Genomic DNA, 14,141 nt, shown 5'->3' on the forward strand with positions numbered 1-14,141 from the left:
ACTACTCCATCAAGACCCGACGCGGCGTGCGCCGCTCAAGATCATATGGCGCGTGGCCGCCAGAGCGTGCGCCTGACCGAGATTAGCAATAGAAGGCATGTATGAACGTACCCCTACCCCCATCCCGCCGCTCCAATATCGCGCCCTTCATGGCCATGGACGTGCTGCGCGACGCGAAAGCCTTGGAGCGCGCCGGCCGCAGCATCATCCATTTGGAGCTTGGCGAACCCGGGGTCGCCGCGCCGCGCCGCGTGCGCGAGGCCGCCGCCGAGTCGCTGCGCAACGGCTCGATCGGCTATGGCGAGGCGCTCGGCGACGCGCCGCTGCGCGATCGCATCGCGCAGCACTATCGCGAGCGCTATGGCGTTGACGTTACGCCCGACCGCGTCATCGCCACGACAGGCTCATCCGGCGGCTTTCTGCTCGCCTTCCTCGCGGCATTCGACCCGGGAGCTAGGATCGCCGTCACCGCGCCAGGCTATCCGGCCTATGCGAACATCCTTTCGGCGCTCGGCTTGGAGCCGGTCCTGCTCGAAATCAGTGAAGAGACGCGCTTTGCGCCCACCGCGGCGATGCTGGAAGCGGCCCATCGCGACAGGAAACTTCATGGCGCGCTCTTCATGAGTCCCGCCAATCCAACCGGCGCGATGATTGCGCGCGATGAATTGGCGCGGATCTGCGCCTTCTGCGACGAAGCCGAAATCGTTCTCGTCTCCGACGAGATCTATCACGGACTCGAATATGAGATGCGCGCGGAGACCGCGCTGCGTTTCTCGCAACGCGCCCTCGTCATCAATTCCTTCTCAAAATATTACGCGATGACGGGATGGCGGCTCGGGTGGCTCGTCGCGCCGGCCGAATTGATGCGTCCGCTCGAGCGCTTGCAGCAGTCGCTCGCGATCTGCGCCCCGACCCTGTCGCAGCGCGCGGCCCTCGCCGCTTTCGACGCGGGCGATGAACTGGAGGCGAACCGCGCCGCCTATGCTCGAAACCGGGCGCTTCTGCTCGACCGGCTTCCCAAACTGGGATTGGACAATTTCGCCCCGCCCGACGGCGCGTTTTACATCTACGCCGACATCTCGCGTTTCACCGACGATTCGATCGGGTTCTGTCGGCGGATGTTGCACGAGGCCGGCGTCGCGACGACGCCCGGCCTCGATTTTGATCCGCGCCGCGGCGCAAAAACGCTGCGGCTTTCTTACGCCGGTCCGGAGGCGGACGTGCGCGAGGGCCTCGCCCGCCTAGAAGCCTGGCTGCGGCCCTAAGAGCAGGTTCCGAAAAAGTTGACAGACTTTTTCGATGAGAACCTGCTCCACCATTTTGATTTTGAGCGATTCCTTATCGATCACATGATTCCATGTGATCGGGAAGCGCTCTAACTGCCGAAAGGCGTGCGCACGCGCTGCCACCAGCCGCCCTTCTTCGGGCGGTCGGGGTCCGCTTGGGTAATGACCACTTCCGTGGGCTCGCGCGGGGCGACCGGCTGCGGGGCGGGCTCGGGCGTCGGCGCCGCAGCCTGAGGCGGAGCGATGGGGGCGACCGGCTCGCTTGCACGCTCTTGGATGGGCGGCTGGGAGGGCGGCGCAATCTCGGCGCCGTTTACCGGCGGCGGCGGCGGCAAAGTCTCCGGATAGTCCGGCATCTGCGCCCCACGCGGAGAGATCAGCGCCTGAGCGCCCTCACCACCCTCGTCGAGCGCGAAGACTGCGGAAGGGTCCTTGAATTCCTCGGGCAAGGGCGCGGATCGCCGCCAACGGCCGGGACCGCGATCTGAACCGCGATCCGGGCCGCGATTGCCACCGCGTCGGCCGCCGCGGCGGTCAGACCGCTCCTCGGCAGGCGCCGGCGCGCCCTCGATCGCCGCCATGAGCGCAAGACCTTCATCGGACGGCTGCTCGGCGCCGGGCGGCAAGGGTTCGCCGCCCTGTGCGCCGCCGCCACGGCCTCGACGACGGCGACGGCGACGGCCGCGCGATGCGTCTTCTTCCGCGCCCAAGCGCGATCGTTCGCCGTTCTCTTCACGCTTGTCGCCGTTCGACTCGACGGTTTCCTCTTCCACCTCGACGATTTCGCCGCCGATCACATCTTCCGGCGCCTCTTCCTCGAGAGGTTCGGCGCGCAGCGAATCGACCCGCAGAGGCGCGTCGCGCTGGGAAACGCGCGGACCGGTCGCGAGTTCTCCGCGCTCGAGCGCATGATAGGTCGCGCCCGTCAGCGTATCGTCGGCGGCCACCGTGATGTGGACGCCGAAGCGGCGCTCCAGCTCCTGCAAATGAGTGCGCTTCTGGTTGAGAATGTAGAGCGCCACCACCGCGCGGGTGCGCAGCGTCACGTCATGCGCGGCGCTCTTGACCAGCGCCTCTTCGAGCACGCGCAGCACGTGCAGCGCGACGGAAGCGGTGGAGCGCACGTGACCGGCGCCGAGGCAGTGCGGACATGGCACCGTCGAGCCTTCGACGACGCCCGCGCGGATGCGCTGGCGCGACATTTCGAGCAAGCCGAAATGCGAGATGCGGCCGACCTGAATGCGGGCGCGGTCGTTTTTCAGCGCGTCCTTGAGGCGTCGCTCAACAGCGCGATTGTTGCGACTCTCCTCCATGTCGATGAAGTCGACGACGATCAGCCCGGCGAGATCCCGCAGTCGCAACTGCCGCGCCACTTCGTCCGCGGCTTCGAGATTGGTGCGAAGCGCCGTGTCCTCGATATTGTGCTCGCGCGTCGAACGTCCCGAGTTCACGTCGATGGCGACCAGCGCCTCGGTCTGGTTGATGACCAGATAGCCGCCCGACTTCAGCGTGACATGATTGGAGAACATCGCGTCGAGTTGGGCCTCGACGCCGCTCTCGGCGAAGATCGGAAAGGGCTCGCGATGCAGGCGCACGTTCTTGGCGTGGCTCGGCATCAGCATGCGCATGAAGTCTTTGGCCTCGCGATAGGCGTCTTCGCCGGAAACGACGACTTCCTCGACGTCGCGGCCATAAAGATCGCGAATCGCCCGCTTGATGAGCGAGCCTTCCTCATAGACGAGGGTCGGCGCCGCGGAGCGCAGGGTCAATTCGCGCACGCTCTCCCACAGCCGCAGCAGATATTCGAAATCGCGCTTGACCTCCTGCTTGGTCCGCGTCGCGCCGGCCGTTCGCAGGATGACGCCCATCCCCTCGGGCACTTCGAGATCATGCACGATCTCTTTCAACCGCTTGCGGTCCGCGCCGTCCGTGATCTTGCGCGAAATGCCCCCGCCACGCGCGGTGTTGGGCATGAGCACGGAATAACGGCCGGCGAGCGAGAGATAGGTCGTGAGCGCGGCGCCCTTGTTGCCGCGTTCTTCCTTGACGACCTGCACAAGCAGCACCTGGCGGCGCTTGATGACCTCTTGAATCTTGTACTGACGGCGGGAGCGCGGCGCCCGATAGGGCGCTTCGTCCATCGCATCCCCGCCGATGTGCTCGACGTGATCGTCCTCGTCGTCGTGCTCTTCCTCGTCATGCTCCTCAGCCGGGGCGTTGACGCGGGCGTTGACCTCAGCCGTTTCGCCTTCAGCATCTTCGCGAGCGCGCTCACGCGCCTCGTCGCGCTCGTCCTGGCGGCGCGCTTTCAGTTCGTGGTCAGGCTCCGGCGCTTCGAGGGCAAACTCCTCGGCTTCGCCGGTCTCGACCGAACCGAAACCGGCCGGATCGATGGAAATCTGCTCATGCTGCGCCGTAGCGATCGGCTGATCGCCCGCCTCGACCTCAACGTCCGTGCTCTCTGACCGAAAGTCGGCAGCTTCGGCGTTCCCGGCGTCAGGCTCCTCCTGCGCCCCGACGTCTTGACCCCTCGATTGGGTCTCGACGGCCTCTGGCTGAGCTTCAAGACCTTCTTGCGACTCAGCTTGGAGCGCGAACTCCGGCGCGGCTTCAGACCGTTCCTCAGCCGATTCGGCGAAGGCTGTTTCGGCCTGATCCTCAATGACGACCGGCGAAGCGCCCGCGTCGTCGAGGGGCTCGCTCGTCACAGCCTCATCGGCGCTCGCACGCTTCTCGGCGCCCTCATGTTGGCGGCGGCGCGAACGACGCCCGCGACCATGCGGAACGCGCTCTTCCTCGTCGGCCTGCTGATGGGCGCGGCTCTCTTCCTCGAGCAGCGCCTGCCGGTCGGCGACGGGGATTTGATAATAGTCAGGGTGAATTTCGGCGAAGGCCAGAAAGCCGTGACGGTTTCCGCCATAGTCGACGAAGGCGGCCTGAAGGGACGGCTCAACCCGCGTGACCTTCGCGAGATAAATGTTGCCGCGCAGGGGTTTTTTGTCAGCAGCCTCGAAATCGAATTCCTGAACGCGGCTTCCACGTAGAACGACTACGCGGGTCTCCTCCGGGTGGGAGGCGTCGATGAGCATCTTGTTAGCCATGGGGGACTCTTCTGCGGCGTCGCGCGCAATAACGCCGACGGGGCAAGCCTGAGTCCTCGAGGGGACTCGGCGACCGCTCTTTGGCGCATCCTGACGGCGCGAACGCTTCTTGTGAGGATAAGGGAGACAGGCCTGAGACCTGCGATACGCTTGCCGGCTTGCGAGCCGGCGGGACAAAGCGCATCGCGCCTCGTCCCCGTGAAATGACGAACGAACCAAGAGGACATGTTTTTTGCGAGGCTGCGCCCTTCCGCGAGGACAAGCCACACGGAGGAAACGACTGCTCTCGCGCCTATCACGGTCCTGGCCATGAGATCGTCAAAAAACCTTTCGCACCGCCAAATGGCGGCGACCAAACGTCACGACCTGCACGGGGCGGCGTAACGGAAAGCAACTGTCCGAAATTCTGTTGGCTCGACTTCACGGCCGCATTTTACGGCAAATATCGCGCCGCAGAATTCCGCAGCTATCTCCTTACATATCGGTCGAAGTAGGCCGGTGCAAGCGCCGGCTCGGCTATTCACCGAAAAATTCATGGGGAAAGGTCCCGCAACGGACGGCTTTCAGATAAGCTAACGATGCGTTAACGGCGCTCTTGCCAAAATGCCAGTTGCCGGATCGAAACGCCGCGCGAATTTGGGGACGCAGGTGAGGAGGACAGCTTTGCGCGCAGGGGCGTCACGACCGTTGATCGTAATGGCGGCCGCGCTCCTCGCGGCTCAGGGCGCGCTCTCGCGGTCTGCCGCCGCCGTCGAGCAGCAGAAGGAAATCTCTGCGCTCACCGCGCGAATCGAGGCGCTCCCCGATCGTTCCCGCCTCCTCTTCGATCTCACCGGCCTGCCGCCGGTGACCGCGCATCCCGTGGCGAACCCCCCGCGCATCATCGTCGATTTGCCGGAAGTGCTTTTCCGCATGGAGGCGAACGCCGGCCTGTCGCCCGGCGACAAGCTCATAAAATCATACCGTTATGGCATCTTCGCGCCGGGACGCTCGCGCGTCGTGATCGATCTCGCGGGGCCCGCCAAGATTCTCAAAGCGGACAGCGAGGTCGCCGTCGGCGGACCGCGGCTCGTCATCGAGCTCGCCCCGACCAGCGCCGGGCATTTCGCCGCGACTGTCGCCGAACAGGCGCGCCTGCAGCCTGCGGAACCGCCGAAACTGCCAGCGACGGCCGCCAAAGCGCCAACGGACAAGCCCATGGTGGTCATCGATCCGGGCCATGGCGGCGTCGATATGGGCGCGACCTCCAAGCACGGCGAAATGGAAAAGGACGTCGTGCTCGAATTCGCGCGCGCGCTGCGGGACAAAATCCAGGAAACCGGGCGCGCGCGCGTGCTTTTAACCCGCGACCACGACATGTTTCTCCCGCTCGGCGAGCGGGTGCGAATCGGTCGCGAAAACAACGCGTCGCTGTTTATCTCGGTTCATGCGGACACGCTGTCCGCGTCCCGCGTCGAGGGCGCGACCGTGTACACGGTCTCTGAACGCGCCTCGGACGCCGAAGCGGCGCGGATGGCCGAGAAGGAGAATCTCGCGGATCAGGCCGCCGGACTTGAAAGCAAGGCGGACGCCGAAGAGGTTGGCGACATATTGTTCGAACTCACGCGGCGCGAAACCCGCGGCTACAGTCGCCAATTTTCGCATTCGCTGATCTCATTCTGGAAGGAAGTCGGGGCGCTCAACAAAAATCCAAGCCGTTCGGCGGGCTTCGTTGTGCTCAAAGCCTTTGACGTCCCCTCCGTGCTGCTCGAACTTGGATATCTTTCAAGCGAAAAGGATCTGTCCCGGCTGACGTCCCAGGACTGGCGCGAGCGCGCGGCGCAGAAAACCGCCGAAGCTGTTGACGCCTTTATCAGCGCGCGTAGCCGTGAAGCGCGGGCCCCCGCTGGAGCGCCCTCGGGCGCGGCGCGCCCACAATAAAACACAAAATCACGGCACATGGAGACAGTCGCGACGCACGATCGCCCGCGCGTCGCAGCCGCTGAAGAACGAGAAACGCAGACGCGGCGTCACACACTTGCGGATAAACGCTTCTCGCGTCGCGGCAATTTCGTGACCGGCGGCGTTCGCAGTCAAAGGCGCCGCGAGCCGGCGCCGGGAATTCGCCGAACGGTGGAATGATCCAAACGGGCGTTGTGAAAGAAAGCGACCCAAATAGTGCGATCGCTCACTATATCTGAGCTGAACGAGTCGCTCTCGCGCCAACCAGGCTCAGGCTCCCGCGGTTGCGACACGGACTTTGGCATTGAAACAATAGCCGACGCCAGCCGCCGGCCGCTCTAAGGGTGATATTTCATGCGAATGCTCGCAAGGTTTTTGGGCTTCGTCTTCGCGACCGCGACGATCGTTTTCCTCATCGGAGCGATCGCCGGGTCCGGGCTGATCTATTATTTTTCCAAGGATCTGCCCGACACAGCCCAGTTGCGCGACTACGAGCCGCCAGTGACGACAAGGCTGCACGCCGGCGACGGGTCGATCCTCGCCGAATATTCACATGAACGCCGCCTGTTCCTGCCGAGTTCCGCCATTCCGCAGCTGGTGAAACAGGCGTTCATCTCCGCCGAAGACAAGAATTTCTACAACCACGTCGGCATCGATCCGGAAGGCGTGATGCGCGCCGTAACGGTGCTCGCCCAGGGCGGCCGCCATGTGCAAGGCGCCTCGACCATCACGCAGCAGGTCGCCAAGAACTTCCTCGTCGGCAACGAGCGCTCGATCGAACGCAAGATTCGCGAAGCGCTCGTCGCCTTCCGCATCGAAGCGGCCTATCCCAAGGACAAGATTCTCGAGCTTTATCTCAACGAGATCTATCTCGGCCTTGGAAACTACGGCGTCGCCGCCGCGGCGCTCAACTACTTCAACAAATCGGTCAATGAGCTCACGCTCGCCGAGGCGGCCTATCTCGCCGCGCTTCCCAAGGCGCCGAGCAATTATCATCCGTTCCAGAACCGCGAGCGCGCCATCGAGCGCCGCAACTACGTGATCGATCGACTGATCGCCGACGGCTATGTGACCGCCGACGAAGGCGCGAAGGCGAAAGCCGAGCCGCTTGGCGTCAATCCGCGCGTTCTCTCGCCCAACACTTATGTCGCGGGCTATTTCGCCGAGGAAGTGCGCCGTCAGTTGCTGGAGCAACAAAGCGAGAAGAAGCTCTATGAAGGCGGGCTGTCGGTTCGCACGACGCTCGACCCCAAGATGCAGGCCCTCACGCGAAAGGCGTTGGCCGACGGCCTCGTTCGCTACGACGAGGCGCATGGCTTCCGCGGCGCGATGAACCACATCGACATCTCTTCCGACTGGGGCGTGACGCTCGCGGCCATTCCCGCGCTTGGCGACGTCAAGCCATGGCGCCTCGCCGTCGTGCTGGATGTGACCGGCGACGCCGCGCGCATCGGCCTTCAGCCGGGACGCGAGAAATTCGGCGAAGTGGCGCGCGAACGCGAGACCGGCCTTCTCACGGCCGAAGGCATGCGCTGGAGCGGCCGCACGCCGCGAACGGCCTTGACGACGGGCGACGTGATCTACGTCGAACCGCTCGCGGGACGCGCCGGCCAATATCGTCTGCGCCAGATCCCCGACATCTCCGGCGCAATGGTGGCCATGGACCCGCATACGGGCCGCGTCTTCTCCATGGTCGGCGGCTTTTCCTTCGACCAGTCGTCATTCAATCGCGCGACTCAGGCGTTGCGCCAGCCCGGCTCCTCGTTCAAGCCCTTCGTCTATGCGACGGCGCTCGACAATGGCTATACGCCGTCGTCGTCCATCCTCGACGAGCCGATTTCCATCCAGCAGGCGGACGGCACCTATTGGACGCCCGAGAATTTCGAAGGCGGCCACGGCACCGGCGCGCATCCGTTGCGCTACGGAATCGAGCATTCCAAGAACATGATGACGGTGCGTCTGGCGAAAGACGTCGGCATGCCGCTCATCGCCGAATACGCCAAGCGCTTTGGCGTCTACGACGAGATGACGCCCTATCTGTCCATGGCGCTCGGCGCCGGCGAAACGACGCTGCTCCGCATGGTCACCGGCTATTCGATGCTGGCGAATGGCGGCAAGCGCATCAAGCCCACGCTGATTGACCGCATTCAGGATCGCTGGGGCAAGACGGTCTACCGACATGACGAGCGTCAATGCATCGGCTGCGACTCCGCCAAATGGGAGAATCAGCTCGAACCGAAACTGATCGACAAGCGCGAACAGGTGCTCGATCCGCTCACCGCCTATCAGATCACCTCGATCATGGAAGGCGTGATCCAGCGCGGCACCGGCGTCTCGATCAGATCGGTCGGCAAGCACCTTGCCGGCAAGACCGGCACGACAAACGACGCAAAAGATCTTTGGTTCGTCGGCTTCTCGCCTGACCTCGCGGTTGGCGTCTTCATCGGCTACGATCGGCCGCGCTCGCTCGGCAGCCACGCCCAGGCCGCGCAGTTCGCCGCGCCGATCTTCCGCGACTTCATGACCGTGGCTCTGAAGGACAAGCCCGATACGCCGTTCCGTGTGCCGCCGGGGATCAAGCTCATTTCCATCGACGTGCACTCCGGGCTGCGTTCGTCGGGAGCCGGCACGATTCTCGAGGCGTTCAAGCCGGGAACGGCGCCGCCCGACTCCTACTCCGGCGGCGGCGGCCCGCGTCAGCTCGATACGCCGCATGACGTGGATCAGCAGGTCGGCAGCGGCACCGGCGGCCTCTACTAAATCGAACGCAGCGGCCGAGCGATCGGGTAAAGAATGTTTTTCCTCACCTCATCCTGAGGAGCCGCCGTAGGCGGCGTCTCGAAGGACGAGGGTGAGGAAAAAATACGTGAAAGCGGGTTTCCTCGTCCTTCGAGACGGCCTCTTCGAGGCCTCCTCAGGATGAGGAACCCCTTCACCCGATTCCCCTGCGCACGGCGGCCGGACACCTTTGGTTTCCCGCCGCCGGGCTTATATGCTCGAAGCGATGACCCTGGACGCCGAAACAACCGCGCGCGTGACGCTGGAGACTGCGGCTGGCGTGGCGATCCTGACGCTGAACAGCCCCGCCTCGCGCAACGCTCTGTCTCTCGCGATGATCGACGCCCTCTCGGGCCGGCTCGACGCGCTTGCCGGCAGCAACGACGTTCGCGTCGTCGTGCTGCAGGCGGAAGGCCCCGCCTTCTGCGCCGGTCATGACCTCAAGGAGCTGACGGCGCATCGCAACGATCCCGACCGAGGCCGCGCCTTCTTCGATAAGACGATGCGCGCCTGCTCGGCGCTAATGCAGAAAATCGTGACGCTGCCTCAGCCGGTCGTCGCCGCTGTCGATGAGATGGCGACGGCCGCGGGCTGCCAGCTCGTCGCGAGTTGCGATCTCGCCGTCGCCGGCCCGCGCGCGCGCTTCTGCACGCCGGGCGTTAACATCGGCCTTTTCTGCTCGACGCCGGCCGTGGCGCTCTCGCGCAATGTGGCTCCAAAGCAGGCGATGGAGATGCTGCTCACGGGCGTTCCCATCAACGCCGAGGAGGCGCTGCGCATCGGCCTCGTCAACCGCATGTCAGCCGATGGCGCCCGGACCGGCGCGCTGGCGCTGGCGCGACTCGTCGCGCAAAAATCCCCGCAGGCGATCCGCTTCGGAAAGAGGGCCTTCTATGCGCAGAGCGAGAAGCCGCTTTCGGACGCCTATGAACTGGCGAGCGCCGTGATGGTCGAGAACATGCTGGCGGAAGACGCCAAGGAGGGCGTCGCGGCGTTTCTGGAGAAGCGTGCGCCCGCATGGGCCGAAAAGTGAGAACCGGCCTTATACGCTGCTAAAAGTCGCGCCGCTCTCGGCTGCGCCGACGCTGATCTTTCTTGCGCCTCTCTCAGCTAACCGGACGAGGCGCCGCACGCTGTTTCGATCTTAAATGATGTTCGCCGCACCTAGCCTGTTTGGCACGGCGCGTCATTTTTGAAGGAAGAGAAAAATGTCCAGATTGCGCAATCGCGCCCTGCATCTGGCGCTGCTCCTTGCGCTCGCGATCGCCTTCACGCTCGCCGCCTTCCCGGCGCGCGCAGGCTGATCATCGAGCGCCGCCGCGAAACACGCTCAGCTGCTTTGGCGGGCGTCAATGACTTATCGCGAGTTTTTTTAGAACTCATTTTTAGGAGAGTGAAATGAATGCTTTTCGTCTTTCGATCGCGCTCGCCGTCGCATCCTGCGCTTTTGCGCCGCCCGCGAAGGCGGATTTAACCGTCTGCAACAGAACGCCCGATCAAGTCACCGTTGCGTCCGCTTGGGTGAGCCCGAGCGGCGGATTCACCTCAGAGGGATGGTGGAAGCTTCGCGCCTGCGGCGGCTGCGAAAGAGTCGTCCTTCGCAGCGAGACGTCCGATCCGCACAATTACTTTTTCTACGCCCATGGCGCCGGCAGGGAATGGCGCGGCGACTCGGCTTTTTGCACGACCCCGGGCGCATTCAAGATCGGCAACGCCAAGCGCTGCGTGTTTGGACGACGTGGCCAGATGAAGAACTTCGTTCATGTGACGAGCGGCAGCGGCAATCATACGCACAGCCTCACCGGCCGCTCGAGCAGCGGTCGCGTGTGCATTGATTGAAGTCGCGACCTATTCGCCGAGATAGCGCAGCGCCGCGGCGGCCGCGAAGGGGCAAAGCGCGAGAGCGGCGAGCGTGATCGCGCATAGGATCGCGAAGGGCGCGTAGAAGGGCACGGTTCCGCCGCTCGCCGCCTCCGCGGCGGAGACGCCGAAGATCAGCACCGGGATCGTCAGCGGCAGGACGAGCAGCGCCATAAGCAGGCCGCCGCGCCGCACGGTCACGGTCGCCGCCGCGCCAATGGCGCCGATCAGCGTGAGCGCCGGCGTGCCGACAAGCAGCGTCGCGACGACGCCGAGAAGCGCCATGGCCTCCTGTTGCAGCATCAGTCCCAGAAACGGCGCGGCGATCACGAGCGGCAGGCCGGTCGCCGCCCAATGCGCCGCGCATTTGACGAGCACCGCCAATTCGAGCGGCGTCTCGGAAAGATGGAAGAGATCGAGGGAGCCATCCTCGGCGTCGGCCTGAAACAGGCGATCGAGACAGAGCAGCGTCGCCAGCAGCGCCGCGATCCACAGGATCGCCGGTCCGATGCGGGCGAGGAGATTGGGATCGGGCCCGACGGCGAAAGGCACGATCGCGACGAGCGTCAGGAAGAAGACGACGCCCATCGCGCCGGAGCCGCCGATGCGGCGCGCGACGCGCCATTCGCGCAGGAAAAGCGCGACGAGCGGAGAGCTCACTCTAGACTCCAGGCTTTTATGGCGTTCGCGCCAATCCCCCGGCCCCTCACCTCACCTCTCCCCGCTCTCGCGGGGAGAGGGGGCGGCAAGCGCGGCGCTGATGACCCCTCTCCCCGCTGGCGGGGAGAGGTAAGGCGAGGGGCGAGGGCAAGGAGCCACGGAGAGCAACGCAGCATTATCCCGCGCTCCCTAGCGGCAATTCCTTTGCTTCGTTCAATCCCAGCGGCTCATGCGTCGCGGCGACGATCAATCCGCCGAGCGCGCAATGATCGCGCATGGCGAGCGCGAATTTTTCGCGTGAGGCGCGGTCGAGCGCCGTCAGCGGCTCGTCGAGCAGCCAGAGCGGCCGAAAGGCGACGAGGAGGCGCGCCAGCGCGGCGCGCCGTTTCTGACCCGCCGAGAGAACGCCAAACGGCGCGGCCGCGACATGGGAGAGACCGACGACCGCGAGCGCCGCGCCGACTGTGCGGCTGCGCGCGTCCGGCCCTTGAGTGAGATAGCGCGACCAGAAATCGAGGTTCTCCTCGACGCTTAGCGCCGCCTTCATCCCGTCGCTATGGGCAAGGTAATGCGCCTGCTGCGGCAGTTCGACGTCGCTCGGCCCGCCTTCGAGAGCGATCGAGCCTCCGGCGCGCGGCAGCAGTCCCGCCAAGGCCCGCAGCAGCGTCGATTTCCCGGCGCCGTTGGGACCCGTCACGATCAGCGCCTGCCCGGCGGAAAGCGAAAAGCTCAGGTGATCGAGCACGCGCCTGCCCCCGCGCAAAACGCCGAGATTATCGACGTAAAGACGTAAAGCGCCATCGACGGGCGGCTGAACGGGCTGGGACACATCGATCGACATGCGCTCCGCATAGAGCTTTGCGATCGACTCCGCCAGACAGGGGCTCGCGCCTCAAGCGCCCCGCCCTGGTCCCGCAGGGCGATCGGGTGAACGGCTTCCTCATCCTGAGGAGCGTGCGCAGCACGCGTCTCGAAGGACGAGGAAGCCCGTTTTCACGTATTTCTCCTCACCCTCGTCCTTCGAGACGCCGCCTGCGGCGGCTCCTCAGGATGAGGGTGAGGAAAACAATTCTTCACCCGATCGCCCGCCCCCTGCCCCCGTCCGCGCCGCTGGCGCAGACGGGACGGGAATGCTAAGCAGCGCAGACCCTTTCTTGGACGCTCAGCGGCCCAAGTTCTCGCTAATCGCGCGCGGCGCGCCCGTTATTCAGGGATTGCCCAGTAAGTGACGAAGCATAAGAGCTTAGAGGATTACGCGGCAAGGCGATTCCGTTTTGCTGGCAACGCCTTGCTGGAGTTCAGCGACCCGTTCTTCGCCCAGATCGACAGGCTGCGGGCCGAATTCGAGGCGCAGGGCAAGCATTTCGTCAGCTTCGCCAATTACGATTATCTCGGGCTCGCGAATCACCCGCGGATCCGCGAGGAAGCAAAGCGCGAGATCGACGGCCTCGGCATCGGCGCGCTGGCCTCGCGGCTTGTTGGCGGCGAACGCACCACGCACAAGCCGTTCGAGGCGGAGATCGCCGAATTCCTTGGCATGGAAAGCGCGCTGACGCTCGTCTCCGGCTATCTCTCCAATGTGACGACGATCGCCTGGCTGATGAGCGGCAAGCGCGATGCGATCTTCATCGACGAACTCGCGCATAACAGCATCGTCGCGGGCGCCGACGGCGCGCCGGCGCAGGTCGTCAAATTCCGCCACAACGACTTGGATCATCTCGACCATCTGCTCGCGCGTCATCGCGAGGAATACCGCAACGTCCTGATCGTGGTGGAGGGCGTCTACAGCATGGACGGCGACACCGCCGACCTGCCGCGGCTCCTCGCCATCAAGGAAAAATACAAGGTCTGGCTGCTTGTCGATGAGGCGCATTCTCTCGGCGTGCTCGGCGCGACGGGCCGCGGCCTCGCCGAACATCAGGACGTCGATCCGGCGCGCATCGATCTCATCGTCGGCACCATGTCGAAGACGCTGGCGTCCTGCGGCGGCTATGTCTGCGGCAAGAAGCAGGTCATCGACTGGTTTCGCTATACGCTGCCGGGCTTCGTCTACAGCGTCGGCCTGTCGCCCGTCATTCTCGCCGCCGCGCGCACCGCTCTGCGGCTGATGCAGGAAGAGACCTGGCGCATCGCCAAACTCGCCGACAACGCCGAGCTCTTCCGCACCGTGGCGCATGAAGCGGGATTCTCGACCGGCCCGGCGATCGGCCGCGGCGTCGTGCCGATCCTGTTCTCGAGCGACGTCGAAACGATGTGGGCGTCGCAGCATCTGCTGGAGAACGGCTATTACGTGCCGCCGGTCGTGCGCATCGGCGTGCCGAAGGACGGGCCGCGGCTGCGCTTCTTCTTCTCGGCGAACCACAGCGAAGCGGAAATCCGCGGCGTCATCCAGATGCTGCGCGACATGCCGCCGGTGACGGAAGAGGCGCATCAGATCGTCGCCGCGGCGATGGCGGGCGGCTAGCGCTGACTCCCGCGTCACTTTGACGCTTTCGATTAAGGCCAGCGGCCGCTA

The 14,141-nt window shown here is 64.8% G+C and carries 9 protein-coding genes; 6 read left to right on the top strand and 3 right to left on the bottom strand.

Annotated elements, in window-relative coordinates:
- The first annotated feature begins 101 nt into the window (after positions 1-101).
- Entirely contained in the window at positions 102-1,265 is a 1,164-nt protein-coding gene (locus EHO51_RS09915) for a pyridoxal phosphate-dependent aminotransferase (RefSeq protein ID WP_164479380.1), read from the top strand.
- A 110-nt stretch (positions 1,266-1,375) separates the two neighbouring features.
- Here EHO51_RS09915 and EHO51_RS09920 read toward each other — a convergent pair whose 3' ends face one another.
- Complete coding sequence (locus tag EHO51_RS09920; RefSeq protein ID WP_124738751.1) at positions 1,376-4,387, bottom strand: Rne/Rng family ribonuclease; 3,012 nt, start codon at positions 4,385-4,387, stop codon at positions 1,376-1,378.
- 696 nt (positions 4,388-5,083) lie between these two features.
- Here EHO51_RS09920 and EHO51_RS09925 point away from each other — a divergent pair.
- The 4 genes from EHO51_RS09925 to EHO51_RS09940 all read left to right on the top strand — a co-directional run bounded on the left by EHO51_RS09925 (position 5,084) and on the right by EHO51_RS09940 (position 10,945).
- Complete coding sequence (locus EHO51_RS09925; protein ID WP_124738752.1) at positions 5,084-6,307, top strand: N-acetylmuramoyl-L-alanine amidase; 1,224 nt, start codon at positions 5,084-5,086, stop codon at positions 6,305-6,307.
- A gap of 375 nt (positions 6,308-6,682) precedes the next feature.
- Entirely contained in the window at positions 6,683-9,088 is a 2,406-nt protein-coding gene (locus tag EHO51_RS09930; RefSeq protein WP_124738753.1) for a penicillin-binding protein 1A, read from the top strand.
- Positions 9,089-9,332: 244 nt separating this feature from the next.
- A complete protein-coding gene (locus tag EHO51_RS09935) occupies positions 9,333-10,139 on the top strand; it encodes an enoyl-CoA hydratase (protein ID WP_124738754.1) in 807 nt (268 codons plus the stop codon).
- A 365-nt stretch (positions 10,140-10,504) separates the two neighbouring features.
- Positions 10,505-10,945 (top strand): DUF1036 domain-containing protein, encoded by a 441-nt coding sequence (locus tag EHO51_RS09940; RefSeq protein ID WP_018408959.1) that lies wholly within the window; start codon positions 10,505-10,507, stop codon positions 10,943-10,945.
- Positions 10,946-10,954: 9 nt separating this feature from the next.
- Here EHO51_RS09940 and ccmB read toward each other — a convergent pair whose 3' ends face one another.
- Both ccmB and ccmA read right to left on the bottom strand, forming a co-directional pair.
- The gene (gene ccmB / locus EHO51_RS09945; protein ID WP_124738755.1) at positions 10,955-11,626 is read right to left on the bottom strand and encodes a heme exporter protein CcmB; all 672 of its coding nucleotides are present in this window, start codon (positions 11,624-11,626) and stop codon (positions 10,955-10,957) included.
- Positions 11,627-11,801: 175 nt separating this feature from the next.
- Complete coding sequence (ccmA, locus tag EHO51_RS09950; protein WP_124738756.1) at positions 11,802-12,467, bottom strand: heme ABC exporter ATP-binding protein CcmA; 666 nt, start codon at positions 12,465-12,467, stop codon at positions 11,802-11,804.
- Positions 12,468-12,851: 384 nt separating this feature from the next.
- Here ccmA and EHO51_RS09955 point away from each other — a divergent pair, with 384 nt between their 5' ends.
- Positions 12,852-14,090, top strand: coding sequence for an aminotransferase class I/II-fold pyridoxal phosphate-dependent enzyme (locus EHO51_RS09955; RefSeq protein WP_124738757.1), 1,239 nt, complete (start codon positions 12,852-12,854; stop codon positions 14,088-14,090).
- Positions 14,091-14,141 lie beyond the last annotated feature (51 nt).

Origin of the sequence: Methylocystis rosea, from assembly GCF_003855495.1 — a bacterium.
Classification (GTDB): Bacteria; Pseudomonadota; Alphaproteobacteria; order Rhizobiales; family Beijerinckiaceae; genus Methylocystis; species Methylocystis rosea_A.